The following is a 21731-nucleotide window of genomic DNA, read 5'->3' as shown; positions in this document are numbered from 1 at the left end:
TTGTTTAAGGAGGAAAAGAAATGAAATTTAAGAAGGGAATATTTGTCCTTTTTACTTCGGTTTTATTGTCGGCACCTAATTGTGCAGATGCGAAGAATAATGATGTTCCATTTTATAATGGGAATGAAGATACTTTTGTAAAATCTGCCCAATTACAAATGCCAGGAAAATATTTTAGGCCTGGTAGTTATTCACCACAAGGTACTGATTTGATGTATAAAGGAGATATACATTATCCTGCGGTTTACAATGGTTCATTTAACTGGGGAAATCCTAAAGAAAACTTAGTACAGGGAAATGATAGTTCTGAGCCGTATATCCGTATCTCGAATGAAGGATATTTTAATAGCTCTGTGCCAGTTGGTGATAGAATGGTAACAGAAATAGAACGTGTAACAGAGCCAATAATTTCTAATAAGTATTGGGGAAACCCTGAATTTGTATTGGGAAATATAAAGGAGCATATTATTAGAAATGATAAAACAAATGAGATGTATGGCCAGTTTTATTGGATTCGAGATATAGCCTATCTTTCGGGTGGTTATGCGGGAGCTGGCGCTGTAGATAGTGTGAATAATTATAATTTGTGGTATGTACGAACTAGTAAGCCTGAACTAAAAGAATTTAAAGCATCTAGTGGCAAAAAGGATGACCCTGTTAAATTTATATTTAACGGTTTCGAATATGTAAGTAAAAATAAGGGATATAATGACCGAGATCCTAATGGAACAACTGTTAATCCTTATCAATCTGAAGCTGGCGAACGAAATCGTGTGAAATGGATGATAGATATTATAAAAGATGGGGAAACTGTACATCATCAAGAAGATTACTTACGTTCAAGTGAGCAAAAAGATAATCAAAGACCAAATGAAGGTGATGCAGGGCGATTTTCAAAAGAAGATGTAAATTGGCAGCCACAATTGTGTGGTCGATATACTGCGAAAATTAAGGTGCTTGATGGTGTTCAAAGGGAGTCAAATGAGAAGACTGTTAACTTTAATGTAGACGGTAACTGTGGTACAGAAGTGACACCTAACCCAGATCCAGGCGATGAAGATGATTACAAATATAAAATTGATTTCTCGGCTGACCGTATTGAAGGAGAGACAGCAAGAGAAGGAAAGAATATTAAAACAAGGGTAGATGTATCACGTGATAACTTTAAACCAGAACGTGATCAATATAGAGAGAAGGTAAACAATAATATTAATAAGTCCCAGCAGGAAGTAAATAGCTCTGAATCGGTTCGAGATAGCGCTCAATCTAGTCTAAGTTATTGCCGACGTAATCCTATCCATGAAGTAGATGCAGAAGGTAATGACCACTACTATGATAGGGATTGCTCTTGGGAAGAAAATAGACTCGATAACGCTGCGGATAGATTAGATAAAACAAGAGAGAAGCTAGAAAAAGAGAAGAATAAAATTAAAAAGTTAGATGTATTAGAAGAAAAATATGTGAATCCTGAAACAGTAGTTGTGTTAAAACATAATGGACAACAAGTGGCATCACAAAAGGTAAGATTAACTGAGGGAGAAAAGAAAACATTGAACCTTGACTGGCAACATAAAGGGAAAGGAACAATTCAAGCGGAAATTAACCCTGCTGGTAATCGTATAGATATAGAAGAAACCACATACAAAAATAATCCGATTAAAACAGCTATCTATGCACCATCTCATGAGAAAGGGATGTGCGGTGTAACTAGTGTAAAAGGTGTGGTAGAAACAGTAAGTGAACGTGTGTCAAAAGAGGATACAGTCGGAGAAATGTTCTATGAAACATTAAGTGGAAGTATTGATAGTCTATCACCTTCTAAGCTCCATAGTGGCTATGGATTTTCATACCAAATAAATGGAACATATAAAAATCAATGGAATGAAAATTACCCTGGTGTATTTACAGCAGCAGCAGCACAATATCCGTTCGCAGATGAAGGATTAAAAGCTAAACAAGATTTAGAACGTAAGACAAATACAGGTTCTACATCAAGTTTTTCTCCAAGGAATATGTATCTATCGGAGAAAACTGGCCATGTATTTGATAGTAAAAGACCAACTAAGTCTTTATATTGGGCTGGAAAAGAAAAGATCATTGATGGGGGACAAAAATGGTATACACCAATGAAGACGAAAGATGGGGTATATACTTTCAATGTAGAAACAGCTCCAGCTGGTATTAATGAAATGAGTCTATGTCTAACAGAGCAAGTAGAAATTAAAGGTGTTGCGTATGATGATTTTATTAAAAGAAGAGTTTTCCCAGATGATCCATTCCCAGGTGGCAGTGGAGTAGGTTGGAACTGGGTAGGTAAAGAAGAATTACTTCATAAACTGACGGATTGGTATTACATGAAAAACGGGAAATAAAAATTAAATATAGTATAATTAGGTGAATCGACAAAAGAAATCCATCTTTAACTAGTAGCTGAATGGATAATCCAAAGGCACATCCCTTAATTGGGATGTGCCTTTTTTTCGTAGAAAGGGGAATTTAAAGTGGATAAAAAGAAAAAACAACGTGTGAGACGTGTAATTTTCATCGGGGTCGTCGTAATGATTGTATCTCTGTGCATTGGCAGTGAATTTCAGAATCGGAATGGGAAAAGCTACGCTCCTGCAAAGTATTTTGAAACAGGAACAAAATTGATTTCATTTTAGAAAAAATTTTATTTATTTCGTCCACTATAGTGGATGCAGAGACATGACATGTACAATAGTTGATGTTATAATATGTGTAGAAGTATTACAAAGATAGTTTTTGCATAAACTAATAAAGACGAGATGCGTCAACATCTCGCCTTATGTAACTGCTACCGCAAGGTGGATGGTTGCTAAAAAAAGTTTATTTTTTCTTAGAACCGCCCTTCAGACGCTTGCTGGCATTGAGGGTGGTTCTTTTCGTTTTTCGTCGCTTTTTTTGTATTTTCTTCCAAGACGTTGATAGGTATTTTCCTACTAGTTTTGCAAAAAATACAGCGACTTCCCTAGCAATAACTTTTAAAATTTCAATTGCTATAGCGAAAAGGATATCCATATAGTCACCTCCTTTCTCTTTAAAAAGATAGAGAAAGGATAGCAACTGACCACCCTGAAATATTCAGTTACGTTACATCTATTATATCATATTTAATGGGTAGTTAATAGCTTAAAAACCTTGATATGACAACGTTTTTAAAGGTTATTTGTTTTTTGGGATTCGTAAGTTGGAATAGAAAAAATAGATTTTTTTTTAGAAATGATTGACATAAAATCGTATATATCATAGTGTTGAAATTTTAATATTAAAGAAAACAAATCCAACATTTTCATATAGACTTTAGATTAGCTAAAAGGACACACCTAAGGCGCATTATGCCATAGGTGTGTCCTTTTTTTGCGTTTAAAGGCTACATAAGGAGGAACACAAACATTGAAGCCATCTAAGTTTCAAAAGAAGCAGATTGCTGCTGTAGGTCTAGCAGCCATAACGGTAGCGGGTATCTGCGGGTACATTTCCGTCTGTTTTTATTCGCCAAACACCATTAGAATTTGAAGCATTTGTTGCAGATGTGATTGAACAATAGCACGGCGGTACAACTGTTGTAACGATAGCATCTGGAGATTATGGTGTGGATTTTGAACATCGATTAAATGGTGATTTATACCTTGGCTAAGTGAAGTATATGTGCAGTGATATGTCTTACAAAGCAATTGCGCTTGTACAAAGTAATATTGAAGAATGTAGATATATCGTTTCAATCGGTGGTTTTTCGAAAAACGCCAAACGGTATGCGAAAGAATTAAATGTAGAGCTAATTGATAGATATCGACTAGCTGAAATGTACATGGAATTCATTGAAGGTCTTCTCATAACTCAATATGTATTGAGCCTTCCTAATAATTAACTTGGCAGGTAAATCATCAAATATACATTCATTTGAGTGGAAAATCTTTGAAGGGAATAGTACATCTTCTATATATCATAACTTTGTAGAGAAAATAATACTTTGTCTAAAATTTGCATTACGTGGGGGATGTGTATGTTTAGGGGGGGAAATATATGGAGAGGAAAAATAAATGGCACGGATTAAAATCTAATGTAAATCTATCTGCAAGTTTATTTGATCCTAACTTGGTAGGTCCGACATTGCCACCGATTCCACCAATTACTGTACCAACCGGCCCAACGGGAGCAACGGGAATAACAGGCCCAACCGGTCCAACGGGAGTAACGGGAATAACAGGCCCAACCGGTCCAACGGGAGTAACGGGAATAACAGGCCCAACCGGCCCAACGGGAGCAACGGGAATAACAGGCCCAACCGGCCCAACGGGAGCAACGGGAATAACAGGCCCAACCGGTCCAACGGGAGTAACGGGAATAACAGGCCCAACCGGCCCAACGGGAGCAACGGGAATAACAGGCCCAACCGGTCCAACGGGAGTAACGGGAATAACAGGCCCAACCGGTCCAACGGGAGCAACGGGAATAACAGGCCCAACTGGACCAGGCCCAACTGTGAGTCTTAAATTTCTTTATGTAGCAAATTTCAATGATAATACGGTAGAAATTTATGATATTTTCAATCCGATATTTCCAGTACGTATTGGAGAGTTTAATGGTGGGAATTTAGCTAATCCTGCTGGATTAGCTATTACAGGAACCACTCTTTATGTAACAAATAATGGAGATGACACGGTAGAAATTTATAATCTTTCCAATCCGACAGCTCCAATACGTATTGGAGAGTTTAATGGTGGCGATTTAAGTGAACCTATAGGAGTGGTTATTACAGGAACCACTCTTTATGTAGCAAATAATGGAGATAATACAGTAGAAATTTATAATATTTTGAATCCGACAGTTCCAGTGCGTGTAGGGGAGTTTAATGGTGGCAATTTAAGTGCACCTGCTGAATTAGCTATTACGGGAACCACTCTTTATGTAGCAAATAATGGAGATAACACGGTAGAAATTTATAATATTTCTAATCCGATAATTCCAGTACGTATCGGAGAGTTTAATGCAGGGAATTTAAGTGGTCCTGCTGGATTAGAAATTACAGGAACCACTCTTTATGTAACAAATTTTGATGATAATACGGTAGAAATTTATGATATTTTGAATCCGATAGCTCCAGTACGTGTTGGAGAGTTTAATGGTGGGAATTTAGCTAATCCTGCTGGATTAGCTATTACAGGAACCACTCTTTATGTGGCAAATAATGGAGATGACACGGTAGAAATTTATAATATTTTGAATCCGATAGCTCCAGTACGTGTCGGAGAGTTTAATGCAGGAAATTTAAGTGGTCCTGCGGGTTTAATCATTTTTTCATTATTCGGTTAGTGAGGTCTATTACAACGAGATAACTATTGATAATCATTGATAAATTTATTTAAACAAAAATTCCTTCAAATCTTCTGAAGGAACTTTTATTTCATGTTTTAAAGGTTATTTATTTTGTGGAAAATGTACTTTGAAATAGAAAAAAAAAGATATTTTTTAGAAATGATTGACATAAAACCGTATATATCATAATATTGAAATTGTAATATTAAAGAAAATAAATACAACATTTTCATATAGACTTTAGATTAGCTAAAAGGACACACCTAAGGCGCTTTATGCCATAGGTGTGTCCTTTTTTTGCGTTTAAAGGCTACATAAGGAGGAATACAAACATTGAAGCCATCTAAGTTTCAAAAGAAGCAGATTGCTGCGGTAGGTCTAGCCGCTGCAACAGTCGCTGGTATCTATGGATACAATCATTTTGCAGTGGAGAATGCAGTAAAACCAACAAAGGTTGTCGTAGCCGCAAAGGATATACCCGCTCATACAGAGATTAAAGAGGATATGCTGGTTGAACGCACATTACCTGGGGATGCCATTCCACCCAATGCATTACGTATGAATAAGAAAGAGGTTGTAGGAAAATGGACAAAAGATGGGCAACCCATCACAGAAAATAGCTATCTCTTCAAAAATAAAGTAGTAAAGAAAGAAGAGTTGCCAGACTCTGCAATTTTAAATTTAAAAAATGGAGAAGTTGCCTTCCCATTACTCGTCGATCTTGAAACAAGCGCAGGGAATAGTATTATTCCTAACACATACGTGGACTTGTATTTCAAACAGGTTGTGAAAGAAGGAGACAATGAGAAGGTTGTATTCGGTGGTCTTTTCCAACGTGTACGTGTTACGGCAGCAAAAGATAGTAATACAGAAGATGCATTCGTGTTAGAAAAGAAAGAATCAAAAGAGGAACAAGAAGGAAAACAAAAGCCGAAGGTAACCCGCTTATATACATTGGCTGTTTCACCCGAACAACTTCAATATCTAAACCGTGCGAAGACACTTGGAGATGTTATTCCTGTTGCAGTCGGACAAAAGGTAGAACAAACAGGGAAGGAATTACAACCAGGGGAAGGGTTCTCGCAAATATCTGATCAGAAGAACATTTTAGACCATGTAGAGAAACATTCAACCAATCCAATTTCTAAAAATGTAAAAGAATATGTTGCACAGTATCTGAACGAATCCAAATAAGAAAGGGGGGTATTAAGATGGAGCGGCAAGTCAGAATGGTTGCATTTTATGCGACAAACGAAAACGTAGGGAAAAGCACGTTAAGTATTGCGATGGCAAATGAGTTAGCTCATTTAGGGAAAAAGGTGCTGTATGTAGAAGCAGACCAAGTAAGGCCGAGTTTTGCAGTTGGAACAGGTCTTAGCCATGACAGCAAAAATATATTAGAGCTTGTAAGGAAAGAAAATGAATACAATCTCTTGCAGTACATTTGCACAAAGCAAGATTTACTAGAGAAAAAATTGAATCCAAAGCTGTTACAAAAATTGCACGATAAGATGGATTTTCTAGTATTTCCATCAGGTTATAACCCAGCTCAATTCCCTGAGATTCAAAACAAAGAATTGTTTGTAACAACATTTATCGTATCACTTGTAGAGACAGAATACGATTACATCATTCTATCGGTACCAACTGAATTATCCGAGGTGCTGAGTTACCCAATCTTATACCAATCAGATCTTGTTGTTCATGTGCTAAATGGAAACCCTCGTGGTGCGTTAGCAATCAAGCAGGAATTAAAGCTGATAGAAGAAGCTAAGCTAACATTACCTCGCATGATTCATGTATTAAATATGGCGGATGAGAATTATGTAGAGGATATTGAAAAGCTTTCTTCTCAAAAAATTGCGGTGGCAATTTCGTATGATAGAGATCGTACGAGTTATGAATGGGGGATGCAATTTGGTTCTCCACAAATTAATGAAAAGGTCCATCACATTATGGAAGCAGCTGGATTTGATATTCCATTCCAGCATACATCCTCTATGAAAAAGGGTTTCTTTGGTTTACGAAGTTAAAAGGGGAGGTAAGTAGTATGTGGGGCTATTTACAGGGAAAACAAGTCGCCTTAAAGCGAAATCGAGTTGATTTATATCACTTCGGTTATATGATTCGTTCCAAATCGGCTAAAAGGTTAGGAACAACTACAGCTCAACAAATTAAAGATATAACCGATGAAATTCGTGCATTTTTAGTAAAAGAACATCGTGATATCTTAAGCGAATCTTTTATGAATAAAGAGAAGAGAGCAGCTGTAGAGCAAATCATCAAAAGCTTTTTATTAAGTAATCAAGTCGTCATTTCAGATGTACCTTCTGAACAATTACTGAATATGGTGTGTGACGATATTGTTGGATTTGGTATTATAGAGCCTTTGAAAAAAGATCCAGATGTAACCGATATTTATATAAATGGTACAAAAGAGATTATTTACGAAAGAATTGGGGAGGGAGAATGTACATTTCCTTACCGATTTGAAACGGAAGAAGAAGTGAAAGCCTTAGCCTACAAGATGGTAAACAGTACTTCAGAATCATTAAATACAGCAAAGCCATATGTAGATTGTGTATTTCCGTATATACGTATCAATATTGCGTTAGATGAGCTTGGTGGACTGGGTACAACGATAACAATTCGTAAGAATGCGGATCACCTTCGAGCCTCTGAAGAGCGGATGTTATCTACAAATCAAGCATCGAGAGAGATGTTGGACTTTTTGGCCGCAGCCGTGAAAGCAAAAATGAATATTTTAGTGGCGGGAGCAACAGGCACAGGGAAGTCAGAGTTTATGAAATATCTTGCTTCTCATATTCCGAAAGGGAAGAAGAAAGAACGTACTCTCGTAGTAGAAGATAACCCTGAATTATATTTGCATCGTATCTTTCCAGAACATCATTTTGTTCCGATGCAGTGTAGGGCATCGGAAGTAGAAGAGAATGCAATTGATTTTGATAGATTGTTAACGAATGCATTACGTCAAGGGCCAAAGAGATTAATTGTAGGGGAATCAAGGGGGAAAGAAGCATTAAAAATGCTAAATTTCTTCCAAACAGGACACCCTGGTTTTACTTCTGTCCATGCAAGGAGTGCGAAAGAAGCAGTAAGACGTTTAATGCTCATGTGCCTGCAAAGTGGTGCGAACATTGACGCTAAGTATTTATATGAATTAATTTCACAGACGTTTGATGTGATTGTCTTTTTAGAAAAGAAAGATGATGGGAATCGCTATATTACAGAGATGATTGAATTATTGGATTATAAAGATGATATACAGTTCAATCAGCTTTCTCAATTTATTCCGACAGGTGAGGAATATGATGAAATGAATGAGAAAGTAGAAAAGATTCATGGAGATCATATCGCTACAGCGACAATGTCGGCTGATATGGAAAGGAAGTTCCGTTCTTCTACTGTAAATCCAGCACTTTATGCACCATTCCTTACACAACAGGAGGTGCAGTATGCATAGTTTGTTAGCTTATGGATGTATATTCCTCATATTCATGAGTGTACTATTGTTAGTTTTACTTTTGACAAAATCTAAGGGTTCTGCCCTTTCTCAATTTGTACAAGAAAATGAGAAAGAAGAAAGACGCTTAGAATTACGGAATATCAAAGGAATAAGGATGTATCTTCCGCAATCCGTTATCCAGGAAGCCCAAAAGTACGAGTGGAAACTGTCGAAAAGTATGTACTGGGTATATACGGCACTTTCAGGCATGAGTATTGCAGCAGTATTCTATTTTTCCTTTGGGAGAGATCCTTTTACACTGATTTCCGCTTTATGTGGGTTTTTAGTTCCAAGATTTCTTCTCTATCGAAGAAAAAAACGTTACTACTTGGTTGTCATAGACCGTCTATCTATCTATATGAAAGCTGTAGCAAATGCACTTCAAATTAGTAATAACGCAAAACGTGTGTTACTTCAGGTGAAACCGATGATGCATGAAAGTATTCAAGAAGAAATAGAAAAAGTTTCTCTTTTATTAGAAGGTGGAACAACAATGCACCGTTCATTTAGAGGGTTTAATGAAACCTTTAACTTTAGAGAATTGGTTTTCTTCCACGAAATGTTGGAAGTATGTAGCCGAGAAGGTGGAGCGAATTCAGTGCAAGTCTTACTAGATATTGCAGAAGATTTCGAAAAACAAAAGCTATACCTGGCAAGATTACGTTCTAGTTTGTCACAAGCACAACGTGCTTTTGTACAGAACTGCTTAATAGTTATCGCCATGCCGATTGTCATTATGGTGATGTCAAAAGAGGCGTATGGATTTTTAGCAGGTTCTATGATGGGGAAAATTGCATTAGCGGTAAATATGTTTATTGTATTTTTCCTAGCAACCCGTGTAGAAAAGATTGCAAATTATAACCCGACAGAAAGGGGGGAATAAGATGGACGCGTTTTTAGGTTTAGTCATATTTGTCGTCATGTACTGGGTATTCTCCACCTTTCTACAAAGCAAAAAAGACAGTGGGAGTGTACTTACCCATTATGTAGAAAATGCGAAGCGGATTGAAAAGAAGAATTTGAATCAAATGATGCTTGCTCCTTTCCAATCGTTATCACATAAGTATTTGACAGAAGAAAAGAAAGAGCAGATCCAGAAAAAACTAGAAGAAGCTGGTTTGGATACAAACCCAGAAGAATATTTAAAAATGAAGGTTGCGTATCCCATCATTTTCACCTCTGTTTTCCTAATTTGTAGTGTATTTCATGATTACTACTTATTTAAAGTAGGTGTTTTAATTTCGCCATTCCTTTACTTCTATCCAGACTACTTATTAAAGAGAAAAATGAAGCAGGCGATAGAAGCAAGGAAGTTTGAATTACCGGAGTATTTAATTCCGTTGCTGCAGTTGTTAAAGACACATACAACATTAGAAGCAGTAAAAAAGGCACAGATATATGCAGGGAGACATCTTAGTCCGTATGTATCGACTCTTACAGCAGAATTAGAAATGTATGCGGGCTCGGATCAACCGTTTAGGAACTTCGCAGCAGCTTTAAATAGTCCAGAAGTAAACACTTTTACGATTGCGTTACAACAAGCGCAAAAAACGGACAAGGTACAAAGTCTACGTATTATGGATTCGAAAATCAAAATGATGCGTGAATTAAAACATGAGAACTACAACCGTCTGATTCAAGATAAACCAATGGAAATGAATAAATTTAACGTTGCAGTCATTGGCTGTATTGTTATTTATCCGATGGTCATTGTTATTCAATCCTTATCACAAGGATTTGCAAGTTTATAAAAAGATATTATCCCAAATGGAATAGGTAAAGGAGCAAAACACATGTTAACAAAAATGAAGAATTGGTTAAAAAATGAAGACTCACAATTATCATCAGAAAACGGTATGCTAATCGCTTTAGCGGTAATTATTGTACTAGTCATTGGACCGTTTGTATGGAAAGCAATCCAAGGTGGTTATGAAACAATTCTATCTCGATTCACAAAAGCATCAAGCAATGCAAATGTGGATTCTTGGAACAAGTAATAAAATTTTAATTAGGTAAAATCTTATCCTAGTATTTTCCTAAAATCGATAAATAAAGGGGCAAAAATAAAATGTTAGTAAAAATGAAAAACTGGTTAAAAAACGAAGATTCACAGTTGTCATCAGAAAACGGTATGTTAATCGCGTTAGCAGTAATTATTGTACTAGTCATTGGACCATTTGTATGGAAAGCAATCCAAGGTGGTTATGATACGATTCTGGCACGATTCACAAAAGCATCAAGCAATGCAGATGTAGATTCTTGGAACAAGAAATAAAATTTTAATTAGGTAAATTCTTATCTTAGTAGATTCCTAAAATTGATATATAAAGGAGCAAAATGAAATGTTAACGAAAATGAAAAGTTGGTTAAAAAATGAGGATTCACAGCTATCATCAGAAAACGGTATGTTAATCGCGTTAGCGGTAATTATTGTACTAGTCATTGGACCGTTTGTATGGAAAGCAATCCAAGGTGGATATGACACAATTCTAGCTCGATTCACAAAAGCATCAAGCAATGCAGATGTAGATTCTTGGAATAAAAAATAAGCTTTAAGATTGTATATAAGGGGAGTCACGTATCATGTGGCTCCTTCTATAAAATAAAAATTAGGAGGTATTATGATGAAATTTAGTAAAGTAATGATTCCTACTTTAGCAACAGTAGCTCTTGGCATGTCTTTGATGGGTACACCTGCAAGTGCAGCAACAACAACTGAGACGAAATTAACACAAAGTATTACGGGTGGAGAACATAATGTTGCTGTTACTCCAGTCAGTAATTTCACCGCTGTAACACTAAGTGGAGAAACACAAGTGACAAATGCAAATCCTGGTGTGCTAACAGTGACAGATGCAACTGGTTCAGGGAATGGTTGGAGAATCAATGTAAAAGCAGATCAATTTAAAGTAAGTGGAGATGCAAAATCAAATCGAACACTTCCAAAAGGATCTCTAGTCCTAAATAGTGGCGGTGCTGCTATTACGAAAATAGGCGGGACAAGTTCACCTAATCCAGAGTTTAAAACAGCTAACTTTATAATAGATACAGATAATCAAGTTACGATTTTAAGTGCGAAAAAAGATGAAGGTATGGGGAAATATAATGTAGCATTTAATGATAAGTCAATGGCTTTAACATTAAACCCTCATAGTACATATGTAGAGAATAAGGCTGGTGCTACCTCGTATGAGTCGAAACTTACCTATTCCATTGTAACAGGACCTTAATTAGTAATGATTATGCAGAAGAGATTCATATTATAGATATGGTTCTCTTCTGTACATAGAAAGAAGGGGCAAAATGAAAGACTATGCATATAAAATTTTTATTAGTATATTGGTGGCTATTATATTCATTTTAAGTCTAAGCCTAAAACCATTTCAGCTTGTTTATGCAGAAGAAAAACAAGATAGTCTACCATTTGATGTAAACATTCATGTTCCAGATAATCAGATAGGCGATATCAAAAACTATTTTACTTTACAGGTGAAAAAGAAACAGAACCAAACAGTGAAAATGGATGTACACAATAAAGCTAATACTCCAATCAAAGTGAATGTAAAAGTGGCCAATGCTCTCACCTCTACAAACGGAGGTATTATGTATGTGCCAAACCGTGAAGTTTCACAAAGTAAGTTAATGGATACAGGTTTTTATATGGATCAGTATGTGCAAGCTCCTTCCACTGTTACTTTAGAAGGTAATCAAACGAAGACCATGGAGGTACAACTAACGACACCTAATCAAGATGGAGTATTTTTGGGTGGATTATTGTTTGAATTAGTCCAAGATACAAAATCACAGGATCTTGAAAAAGATGGACTGAACTTCTCTGTACATAACCGTATCGAATATGCGGTAGCGATACAATTGAATGTAGACAAGACTGAAAATTCAGTTAATAACCTGTCTCTAAAGTTAAATGGCACAGCCGTTGAATCGTATCCAACACAACCACAAGTGCATGCACTTATTCAAAATACAAATGCAAATATCGTGAGGGATGTGACTGTTTCTTATGAAGTTTTATCTAAGGATAATGTCCTATTTCGTGGGAATATACCAGCATTTAATGTTGCCCCGAAATCTAAGGTAGGATTGGCTATTCCATGGAAAGCGAAAGAGTACAAAGATGGAAAGTATATGCTAAAAGTCACAATAAAAGAGAATGGTGTACCAAAAACATATACAGAAGAATTCCAGATAACTGCTTCTAATGTGACAGAGTACGCGGAACAAACAGGTGCAGTAAAGGTGTTACCGACGTATTCTAATCAAACATATATGATAGTGGCTGGTGTTGTAATCGTAATCATTTCAATATTTGTATTTGTATGGTGGAGAAAGAAGCATTCCAAACAGAGAGAAGAACCAAAATCCTCATAAATACTAAAGAAGTGAAAGGAGAGGATAGGGTGAAACGGGGGAAGATATTCACTTCGGTCATGCTTTTAACCGCCGCATGCTTATTTGTAGGTATAAAAGATAACACTATATTAGCTGATCAAGCAGTAAGCCAGCAGAATGGTATTCCAACACTCACTGCAAGTGGAAAAGAGAATGAGGTCAAATTGGAATGGGCAATTGATATCTTAGATCAAGATGTACTATGGAAAATTGATTTTAATAACCCTAAAGATGTCAATTTAATGAATGGTTGGGGAGAATTTTATGGGAATGGGAATCAAAGTTTACAATCAGAAGTCTATTATCCAAATGGTGCAGATACCAGTGGATACAAAGTATTTGATACAAAATTAGGAGGGAATCGAGTCTTATATCCCTATACTGTTAGAACAGATTCTATCGCTGTTTTTAAAAGGTTAAACGTCCCAAATAATGCTTATATTTCCGCTACCTTTAAAGCCAAGTCACAAGGAGTAGGAAAGATTAGCTTTTATGGTGACGGAAGTTGGGAAACAGGGAGAGAGTTTGATTACTACAACGCTACTGTTTTAAAAGATGTGCCGAGCGGTTCGAAAGAATTAGAAATTAGTAATATCTCCTTGTTTCCAGAAAGAGAACCAGGCAACAACATACCAAGGGATAGAAAACATATAACTTCAGACATAAATAAAGATGTGTATCAAGATTCTCCGATGGTAGATAAAGTAATTCCTTATCAGGATGGTTCTGGACAGGGGAAGTTAGTATTAAATAGTCCTATTATGACTTCAATGAAACAAGGTGACCGCTTAAAAACAAGAAAATGGGCAGCACCTATCCAATTACCAAATAATCGTACGGTCACAAAGGATGATTCTAATAAAGACATAAATGGATGGTCTACATTTAGTATGAATACCCAAGTTGCAAATAACCCTTTTTATATTACCGAGCAACGAGGCGTAACGTTTTATATGCTTGCTTACTCTGAAGGGATAACATATGTAGATGAACTAAAAGTGGGATATGCATCAGAAGCAGAAGTATACCGAGGGAATCAGCAAATATATAAAGGTAGACTTTCTGACTATGTAGATAAAGAAGCAAGGGATCAAGCTGTACCAACTGCACCTGAAGGTTTTCAAATAGAAAATAGAGAGCTAAAGGAAACAAAAGTAACATTTGATTCCGCGAAAGATGAAGGGAGTATCTATCATTATAAAATTCGTGGAGTTGGTAGGAATGGTGCTTCAGACTTTTCTAAGGAGGTGCCTGCAACTGTAACAAGCGGAGTAAAGGGATATGAATATGTAGTAAATGATAAACCGGATATATCACTTGATAATGTAAGTGGTATTCAGTTTACAAATCAGACTAGCATTCAGTTTCCGACGGATTATTCTAAGCCGCAATATGTACATATCCGAACAGTAGATAAAGCTGGAAATAAAAGTGCAACAAAGCATGTTTCTACCACACAAAAAGGGCATGTAGACATGCTCACTGTACCAAAAAGCGTGGAATTCAGTCCGATTCAATTAAATGGAGAAAAACAAAATTCATATGGTACGCTAGGGAAAATCATGATACATGATAGTCGGAATCAAGCGGATGGATGGAGATTGAATGTTACTATATCACCATTTACAGAGTCGAACATATCAAAACAATTGCCAAAGGGTTCTCTATACTTGAAAAATCAAGTGAGTGTAACAAAAGTAAAAGGGCCAGAGACAGGAAAACCTACTGTACAGGTTCCAAATGCTCCTATTGATAATGGGGCAGCACAAACCGTTATCCAGGCTCCAAAAGATGTAGCGATTGGAGAATATCAAATAGATTTTGGTCAAAATGCATTCCAGCTTCAGCTAGATCCTGGGACAACCTATGTAGGGAAGAATAAGCAAGCAACATACGCTTCTACGGTTACGTGGTCGTTAGTGAGTGGACCTTAATAAATCATCTAGAGATAAATGAAATAAGGAGAGAAAAATATGGGCATATATGTAATGGGAATACTGATAGGGTATATGATCCTGAATGTATTTACTGATTTGAAGTATAGAAAAACGAAAAATATGTGGCATCTACTATTCTTAATTGTGGGTATAGGAATCACGTATTTTGATGGGGTAAGAACAGGGAAAGAGATTACGATTGTACTAGTCATGGCCTTAGTATGTGGTTTATTGTTAGAGACGTTTAAATTTTCTTCACCCGGTGATACGAAAATGCTTATGGTGGTAGCTTTATATGTTAGTAATGTAGTAGAAGAATCGGCTATGCTTACCGCTATTACATTAACAGCTTTCCATTTACTATTCTTTTGGATTGCCAGTGTGTATCGATTAATTAAGATTTTAGGGTTTATAGGAGCTATTAAAGACCAATTAGAGCATGCTGCCTCTATATTTGGTGCGAGACTACCAAAGAAAGAAATACAGCTCATTCAGAGCTTTCCAGGGGCTTGTTCTATTTTATTAGGAGCACTTGTTTATGTTGCTTTCACTATATATCAAAACGGAGGTATCTTGGCTTGAACAGTAGAATCATTCATCAAAGAGAAACGTATATTTACTTTACGATATTTGCACTAGTTGGAGTACTTCTTGTAAACATGTTTATTAACATGGTGTTTGTACTAGCTTATCCATTACTAATTGGATTAATTGTTCAGGTAATCTTGTTGCAGAAAGTGAAAAAGCCATTTTATCGAGGCGGAAAAGAATTAACGGAACAGTTAAAACTAAAAAATATATTTCTAGTGGAATCGAATATTTTAGGGGAGGAAGAAGGAATAGTTTATGAGGTTCATCAAATGCCTTTTGAATTCTCTAATGGATTAATCAATAAAGAGAAGAGTTATAAAGTAGTAAAACAAGATTATGAAAGAAAAGTAAAAGAAGATTTAACAAAAATTGCAAAATGGCAAGTTACAACAAAAGCTAGGCTTGTTACGACAACACATTTTCGTTTATATACAATTTGGCAGAAAAATAGTACAGGCTATCAATTGAAAAAAATAGAGGATTGTATTGATCCATATGCCAAGATGAACCTTATACAATGGATGATCGCTTCATTCTGTACGACTGGTCGTATCAAGTACGATAAGAAACCAAAAGAGTGGGCAAGCTATGAATGGATTGTTTTAAGGTAAATAAAAAGACAGAACGTAATAAAAGATGATAATAAAGTTTTTTAATTTTGATATAAGATTGTTGAAAAATAGTATAGTGGATATGTAAAAGCATTCTTACTTAGTAAGAATGCTTTTATTATTTATGAAATTATTCTTCTTGGTGGTGACATTTGAATTGGTGCTTCAATTTTAAGATGCAGTGGTGTACCATCTACAAATTCATCACAAAAGTAATTATGATAATTGGCTAACCAAGAATACTTTTTTAATAACTTATGGTTATTTGCATGGGTATGTAATGCACCTACAATTTTATTGCGATGTGTTTCTAAATGGGGGAAAAATGGAGTATAATCCCCTTCAACTACACTGTCTTCGTACATTTTATGTAGAACATGTAAGTAATTTAAAAACCACTCTCCATCCATATCCTCAAGTAATTCCAAATTAAAAGGGGATGAAGATTGTGGAGAGTAGTAATTAATACAATCTAGTACCTTTTGTTTACCTGTGTTACTTAAAATGATTCTAGGATAAACAGCAACCTGAGATTCCAGATTATATGCTGTAATTAATTCAGGACCGAAAACGGTTTCTTCATCCATAAAATGAGGACCAACACTTACTCCGCCTCGAATAAAGAAGCCATCAAGCGCTAACGAAAATTGATATTGTGCTAGGTTAAGGAAAGTGGTTCCTAATTCTCCCTCTCCATCTCCATAAATAGGCCATCCAATTACTACGTTGTCAGTAAAAACTTTAACTTTTGCTAGCGACAATTGATTGGTGATAGCATGTCGAGCTTTGTTTAATGATGTATGTATCTGATTTAAAAATACATCTCCTGCACCAGTGTTAATCGCGCTCATGCCCAATTGCGAAAATCCTAATACATCGATAAAAGATACAACTGAAGGAATTAATCTAGGATTATTTGAATCATACTCCATTGGCAAAATATTCTACCTCCTTTATATATTTGTATTATACGCCTAAATAATATAAATATATAATGGTACTTGATAATACTTAATAAATTAATTAAGATATAACTATATTTATTGTTTAATTGATTCCGTTTATTCCCACACCTTTTTTGTGTTGTGGTTGAGTTGTAGAAGCAAGTTGCGTCTTGTTTCAATTGTGAAAGGGCTTCTTTGAGCCGATTAGTGTATATATAGCTTATTTTGCTATGCACATTATTAATCGACTTGAAGAAGCCCTTTTTGTGTTGTTTTCAAATCTGTTGAATTTATATGAGCCATTATCATATCGGGCAAAAATTATTATTTAGGGGGATTCTATTGTGAAAATGAGTTATGAAGTATCCATATTTTGTTCTGCACATCCAAATGACTTTATACCGAGTTTGCGTGCATTACGAATGAGAGTTACAAAAGAAGGAGCGTTTTGGGAACGAGATTGTTATCAGTTTTCTATTAAACCATCAAATTTGTCGCAACAAGAGGCAAATCAAGCAGGGGAAATCTATTTGTATCATGTCTATTTTAATGGATGTATACGAGATTTCCTTTTTTTATTGGAAAAGTGCTTTAGTGGGACGAGTTTTCGTTTTACAGCCATCCGTGGATTTTTAGAGGTAGAGGGATATTTGCTCAAGCAATGGAAACCGATTCTGCATAGCCATCATGTAAAGTCTTCAGATGTAGATTGTATTTTTAAGAAAGATGATCTTACAATGCTTGTACATCATCATGGATGTCTAGAAGTGGTTAAGCGTGCGGAGAAAGGCGAACAATTAAAAAAAGTAAACTTTCTAAAGGTAGATAGTTGGTTACAAGCACTTAATCCGACAAAAGAGGATTTATTCTCTTTAACAGGTGTGAGTGTATCGTAGTGAATGATTTACAAAACCATATGGAAGTATGCAGACAGAGGGAATGACAGAAATCCGTAGTGAAAAATTACTATGAATTTCTGTCTTTTTATTTTATTGAGGAGGATTAGAGTATGAATTTATTTAAAATGTTTGATTTAGAGGTAGGAGAAAAACGTAATGGTACAAGATGTGAGAACAGATAAACAAGTTCACAATCGATATAGTTATGATGTCGGTGAGAAATTAGTGGGAGCTAAGAAAGAGTTACGAGCCTTAAAAGAATCATTTTTAGTATCTTTTTCCTTAGAAATTTTAGCAGAAATTGAAAAAGAATCTGCAACAGAGGCGCTAAATGCATTAGATCGAAATACACTGATATCATTTTCTTTTGAACAAGAAAAAGAAAATGATATCCCGCCACATGTTGCAAAGTTAAAGCAACTACTGGTAGGTAGGATAAATAAGAAGCCAATTGTAGATACACCGACTGCAAGGAAATTGTATGTTCAAGCATGTAGAAGAATATGGAATGATATACAGTCAGTACATACCTCAGAACAATGGGTAGATCTTGTTGTTTCTTATGGTATGGAAATGAGCAACGGTTGGTCTGCATTTAGAAAAAATAAGAGTGTCACATACACATTTAAAAGAATGGTGGAAGAATATTTTGATGAGTTTGTTGATGCAGATGGTATGGAGTTATTAATATTAGGAAAGAAATTCATATCACTTTGTACAAATTCTAAAAGTATTAATTCTACGTATCATCGTGTATCACATGAACTAACATGGAATGATTTACTTACGAAAAAGGTTACGACTCGTAAGAAATCCGCAGCTGCTTGGAGTAGGAAACTACCAGATACCCTGCAAAGAAAAGGATCAGGAGTAGAACTTGCTACCAAACCTGAAGACGTAGTTGCTATGTTTGGTTTAAAGGGAATGCAATTTGGGCATTATTGCACCGAGCAATATGCAAAAGAGCATATTGGGCATGTATCTGAAGCGTTACATGATTTAGCTCGTATATTGGGGATTCCACCTGAATATATAGGGCTAGGAGGACGCTTAGGTCTTGCGATTGGTGCGAGAGGAAGCGGCAATGCATTAGCACATTATGAACCTTCTACCAAAGTAATTAATATAACTCGTGATAATGGAGTTGGAGCATTGTGTCATGAATGGAGCCATGCATTGGATCATTTCTTGTATGATTGTAGTCATGATTTTCAAAACGGTAGCTTTGCTTTCCTATCAAGTGGGAAGAGTGTCGGGAATATCTTGCCTGCTATTATCAAGGAAAGGATGCAAGCTGTGCTAGATGCTTGTAAACAAGGAAAAGTGGCCAGAGTAATAAACGTGGAAAATGCCTACAGTAGAAAGTGGTATTTCTATGGTGGTGTTATCGATAGTTATGATGTATTTAAAGGCAATGTTTCAAATATTTTAGAATCACATCATGCAAGTTTGTACAGGAAACTTGATACTTTGTCAGGAGCAGCAAAAACGCGTATGGAACGTAAAATTGAAAAGGAATTTGAGCGAACTGCACAAATGCTAGCTGCTTTTCATTATAAAAAAACAGGGAAAAAATTTGATGAAATATCCTATCAAGCGAAAGGGTCTGTATACTTTGATACAGCAATTAAATTAGATAAGAAGAGAACCAAAAAGTATTGGTCTACAAATCACGAGATGTTTGCTAGAGCATTTGAAGCATATGTAGAATCGGCTTTTCTAGATCAAGAAAATAGAAGTGATTATTTAGTTTGTGATACACATTCTTTTGTATATCCATTAGGTGAGCAAAGGGAATATCTAAATAGAAGTATAAAGAGTTTAATGGAAGTATCAGTTCCATATATAATAAACAGTATACAAGGAGTGGGGAAAAATGAATTATAACATACAAAAAGGACAGTTTCGTTTGACAACTGCACATCCAAGAGGTAGTTGGTGGGAATTTTATCGTGTTCCATGCCCGATTTGCAATGGGATTGGAAACTGTATGTTGCATGTTTCGCAGGAGAAGGTAGCATGTACCCGTGTAGAAAGCAAATGGGTATACGGTAAAAATTCAAGCAATCCAAGTTATATCCATTATCTAAATGGTAAGAAACAGTATCAATTACCAGATGTAGATGTGGTAAAGGGGCATAGTAAGCGTAGTAATGAAGAATTAGATATATTTAATCGAAATTTAATTGAATTCATACCATTAGAGGAGAACCATCATACACATTTACTTCAAGATAGAAAAATGACTGAGGAACAAGTGCAGGTACGTCAATATCGTTCTTTCTTAAAGCAACAAATTGAGTTAGAGGATGACAATACGTATACAAGTATTTGGGAGAAGTTATTTAAACAAATGGGCAAAAAAGATTGTTGGCAGGGAATACCCGGTTTTTATGAAATGAAGAAAGGACAACTTTCTCTTCGCCTAATGGCAGGTTTTCCAGGGATTATGATTCCGTTCCGAAACCAACATAATCAAATTGTTGGTTGGCAAGTTCGTGTAGATGAAGTAAAGAACTCTGTTCATGTGAAATCTGGACCTACAGGTATACAAGCCGAACTAGTCCAACAGCCTAATGTTGTGAAAATAACCAAAAATGCTGATTGTATCTATGAAGGAAAACTACAGATAGGAAAAAATAAAGAGTTATTAATCGACGGGGAAAAAGTTGTTGTAAAGATACATAAAGGTCAAAAATACTTATGGATCTCTTCAGCAAACAAAAATCAAGGGACTGGTGCAGGAGGTAGTGAAAATCCACTTCCTGTACATGTAGCGGTGCCAAGCTCACATTTGAAACATCGGAAATCTGGTACGCTGCATCAAACAAAATCTGTGATGGTTACAGAGGGACCGATGAAGGCGGACTTGATTGCTGATTTAATTCCTCAAAGGCTAAATAAAGAAGAAATATCTAACGTAGGGACAACAGTTCTTGCGATTCCAGGTGTAAATGCATGGAGAATCGTTATGCCTGTATTAAAAGATATGGGCGTGGAAAATGTGTATTTAGCATTTGACGCTGACTTAGTTGAGAATGAAAAAGTAAGAGCGGCCTTAATTGCGTTTGCGACAGAGTTAAAGCAAGAGGGCTATAACGTAATCATAGCTGCATGGAACCCAACGCAAGGGAAAGGGCTGGATGATGCAATGCAAGCTTCTTACAAGCCAGTTTTTCGTACCATCTAATAATTCGTAATGTATAATTAAAACATAACACTGGTAGAGTGGAATCATGATGTTGACCTTGTACATATCTTGTTCAAGGCACATCCGAATACAGAAATGACAAAATTCATTAATGCTTATAAAAGCGCAAGTTCTCGACTCATAAAAAAAGATTTTCCACAAGTAAAAAAGAAACTTTGGAAAGAGATGTTTTGGTCAAGAAGTTTTTGCTTACTAACTACTGGTGGTTCACCAATAGACGTGGTAAAGAATTATATTGAAAATCAAGGTGGAAAGTGAGGTGAAA

At 35.9% G+C, this 21731-nt stretch carries 20 protein-coding genes and 3 pseudogenes; 21 read left to right on the top strand and 2 right to left on the bottom strand.

Annotation, left to right across the window (positions count from 1 at the left end; translation table 11 throughout):
• The first annotated feature begins 20 nt into the window (after window positions 1-20).
• Window positions 21-2372 carry a hypothetical protein gene (locus QCI75_RS30040; RefSeq protein ID WP_353762163.1) on the top strand — a complete coding sequence of 784 codons (2352 nt, stop codon included), beginning with the start codon at window positions 21-23 and terminating at the stop codon, window positions 2370-2372.
• A gap of 475 nt (window positions 2373-2847) precedes the next feature.
• Here QCI75_RS30040 and QCI75_RS30035 read toward each other — a convergent pair whose 3' ends face one another.
• The gene (locus QCI75_RS30035) at window positions 2848-3039 is read right to left on the bottom strand and encodes a hypothetical protein (protein WP_353762162.1); all 192 of its coding nucleotides are present in this window, start codon (window positions 3037-3039) and stop codon (window positions 2848-2850) included.
• Between the two features lie 640 nt (window positions 3040-3679).
• Between QCI75_RS30035 and QCI75_RS30030 the strand changes: the two genes are divergently transcribed.
• The 16 genes and pseudogenes from QCI75_RS30030 (at window position 3680) to QCI75_RS29960 (ending at window position 16412) form a co-directional block, all read left to right on the top strand.
• A complete protein-coding gene (locus QCI75_RS30030; RefSeq protein WP_353762161.1) occupies window positions 3680-3889 on the top strand; it encodes a restriction endonuclease in 210 nt (69 codons plus the stop codon).
• Between the two features lie 155 nt (window positions 3890-4044).
• A pseudogene (locus tag QCI75_RS30650) lies at window positions 4045-4137 on the top strand (exosporium leader peptide-containing protein); the annotation flags it as partial.
• A gap of 336 nt (window positions 4138-4473) precedes the next feature.
• Window positions 4474-5334, top strand: a complete 861-nt coding sequence (locus tag QCI75_RS30025) for an LVIVD repeat-containing protein (protein WP_483299491.1) — start codon at window positions 4474-4476, stop codon at window positions 5332-5334.
• A gap of 336 nt (window positions 5335-5670) precedes the next feature.
• Window positions 5671-6531 carry a Flp pilus assembly protein CpaB gene (gene cpaB / locus QCI75_RS30020; RefSeq protein WP_353762158.1) on the top strand — a complete coding sequence of 287 codons (861 nt, stop codon included), beginning with the start codon at window positions 5671-5673 and terminating at the stop codon, window positions 6529-6531.
• Window positions 6532-6548: 17 nt separating this feature from the next.
• Window positions 6549-7370: an AAA family ATPase gene (locus tag QCI75_RS30015; RefSeq protein WP_353762157.1), complete on the top strand. Its 822-nt coding sequence runs from the start codon at window positions 6549-6551 to the stop codon at window positions 7368-7370.
• A gap of 17 nt (window positions 7371-7387) precedes the next feature.
• Window positions 7388-8821: a TadA family conjugal transfer-associated ATPase gene (locus QCI75_RS30010; protein ID WP_353762156.1), complete on the top strand. Its 1434-nt coding sequence runs from the start codon at window positions 7388-7390 to the stop codon at window positions 8819-8821.
• Window positions 8814-9746, top strand: a complete 933-nt coding sequence (locus QCI75_RS30005) for a hypothetical protein (RefSeq protein ID WP_353762155.1) — start codon at window positions 8814-8816, stop codon at window positions 9744-9746. The genes QCI75_RS30010 and QCI75_RS30005 overlap by 8 nt, the downstream gene beginning before the upstream one ends.
• 1 nt (window position 9747) lies before the next feature.
• A complete protein-coding gene (locus tag QCI75_RS30000) occupies window positions 9748-10614 on the top strand; it encodes a hypothetical protein (RefSeq protein ID WP_353762154.1) in 867 nt (288 codons plus the stop codon).
• Window positions 10615-10656: 42 nt separating this feature from the next.
• Window positions 10657-10860 (top strand): hypothetical protein, encoded by a 204-nt coding sequence (locus QCI75_RS29995; RefSeq protein ID WP_219303767.1) that lies wholly within the window; start codon window positions 10657-10659, stop codon window positions 10858-10860.
• 71 nt (window positions 10861-10931) lie between these two features.
• Window positions 10932-11138, top strand: a complete 207-nt coding sequence (locus QCI75_RS29990; RefSeq protein ID WP_098342195.1) for a hypothetical protein — start codon at window positions 10932-10934, stop codon at window positions 11136-11138.
• 67 nt (window positions 11139-11205) lie between these two features.
• On the top strand, window positions 11206-11412 hold the full coding sequence (locus tag QCI75_RS29985; RefSeq protein ID WP_002069495.1) for a hypothetical protein: 207 nt from the start codon (window positions 11206-11208) through the stop codon (window positions 11410-11412).
• Between the two features lie 75 nt (window positions 11413-11487).
• On the top strand, window positions 11488-12093 hold the full coding sequence (locus QCI75_RS29980) for a WxL domain-containing protein (RefSeq protein WP_353762153.1): 606 nt from the start codon (window positions 11488-11490) through the stop codon (window positions 12091-12093).
• A gap of 73 nt (window positions 12094-12166) precedes the next feature.
• Entirely contained in the window at window positions 12167-13252 is a 1086-nt protein-coding gene (locus QCI75_RS29975) for a WxLIP family cell surface protein (RefSeq protein WP_353762152.1), read from the top strand.
• A 29-nt stretch (window positions 13253-13281) separates the two neighbouring features.
• Complete coding sequence (locus tag QCI75_RS29970) at window positions 13282-15207, top strand: WxL domain-containing protein (protein ID WP_353762150.1); 1926 nt, start codon at window positions 13282-13284, stop codon at window positions 15205-15207.
• A 39-nt stretch (window positions 15208-15246) separates the two neighbouring features.
• The gene (locus QCI75_RS29965; RefSeq protein WP_353762149.1) at window positions 15247-15792 is read left to right on the top strand and encodes a hypothetical protein; all 546 of its coding nucleotides are present in this window, start codon (window positions 15247-15249) and stop codon (window positions 15790-15792) included.
• Window positions 15789-16412, top strand: coding sequence for a hypothetical protein (locus tag QCI75_RS29960; protein WP_353762148.1), 624 nt, complete (start codon window positions 15789-15791; stop codon window positions 16410-16412). Before QCI75_RS29965 ends, QCI75_RS29960 begins: the two co-directional genes overlap by 4 nt.
• 122 nt (window positions 16413-16534) lie before the next feature.
• Here QCI75_RS29960 and QCI75_RS29955 read toward each other — a convergent pair whose 3' ends face one another.
• Window positions 16535-17344, bottom strand: coding sequence for a hypothetical protein (locus QCI75_RS29955; protein WP_353762183.1), 810 nt, complete (start codon window positions 17342-17344; stop codon window positions 16535-16537).
• 356 nt (window positions 17345-17700) lie between these two features.
• Between QCI75_RS29955 and QCI75_RS29950 the strand changes: the two genes are divergently transcribed.
• The 4 genes and pseudogenes from QCI75_RS29950 to tnpA all read left to right on the top strand — a co-directional run.
• Complete coding sequence (locus QCI75_RS29950) at window positions 17701-18252, top strand: hypothetical protein (RefSeq protein WP_353762147.1); 552 nt, start codon at window positions 17701-17703, stop codon at window positions 18250-18252.
• 113 nt (window positions 18253-18365) lie between these two features.
• Window positions 18366-20142, top strand: a pseudogene (locus QCI75_RS29945) (LPD1 domain-containing protein).
• Complete coding sequence (locus QCI75_RS29940) at window positions 20132-21445, top strand: DUF3854 domain-containing protein (protein ID WP_353762145.1); 1314 nt, start codon at window positions 20132-20134, stop codon at window positions 21443-21445. Before QCI75_RS29945 ends, QCI75_RS29940 begins: the two are co-directional and overlap by 11 nt.
• Before the next feature lie 21 nt (window positions 21446-21466).
• Window positions 21467-21724 (top strand): annotated as a pseudogene (tnpA, locus tag QCI75_RS29935) (IS200/IS605 family transposase); the annotation flags it as partial.
• Window positions 21725-21731: the final 7 nt, after the last annotated feature.

Source organism: Bacillus cereus group sp. RP43, assembly GCF_040459645.1.
Lineage (GTDB): Bacteria > Bacillota > Bacilli > Bacillales > Bacillaceae_G > Bacillus_A > Bacillus_A mycoides_C.
This window is presented reverse-complemented; position numbering and strand designations above follow the sequence as displayed.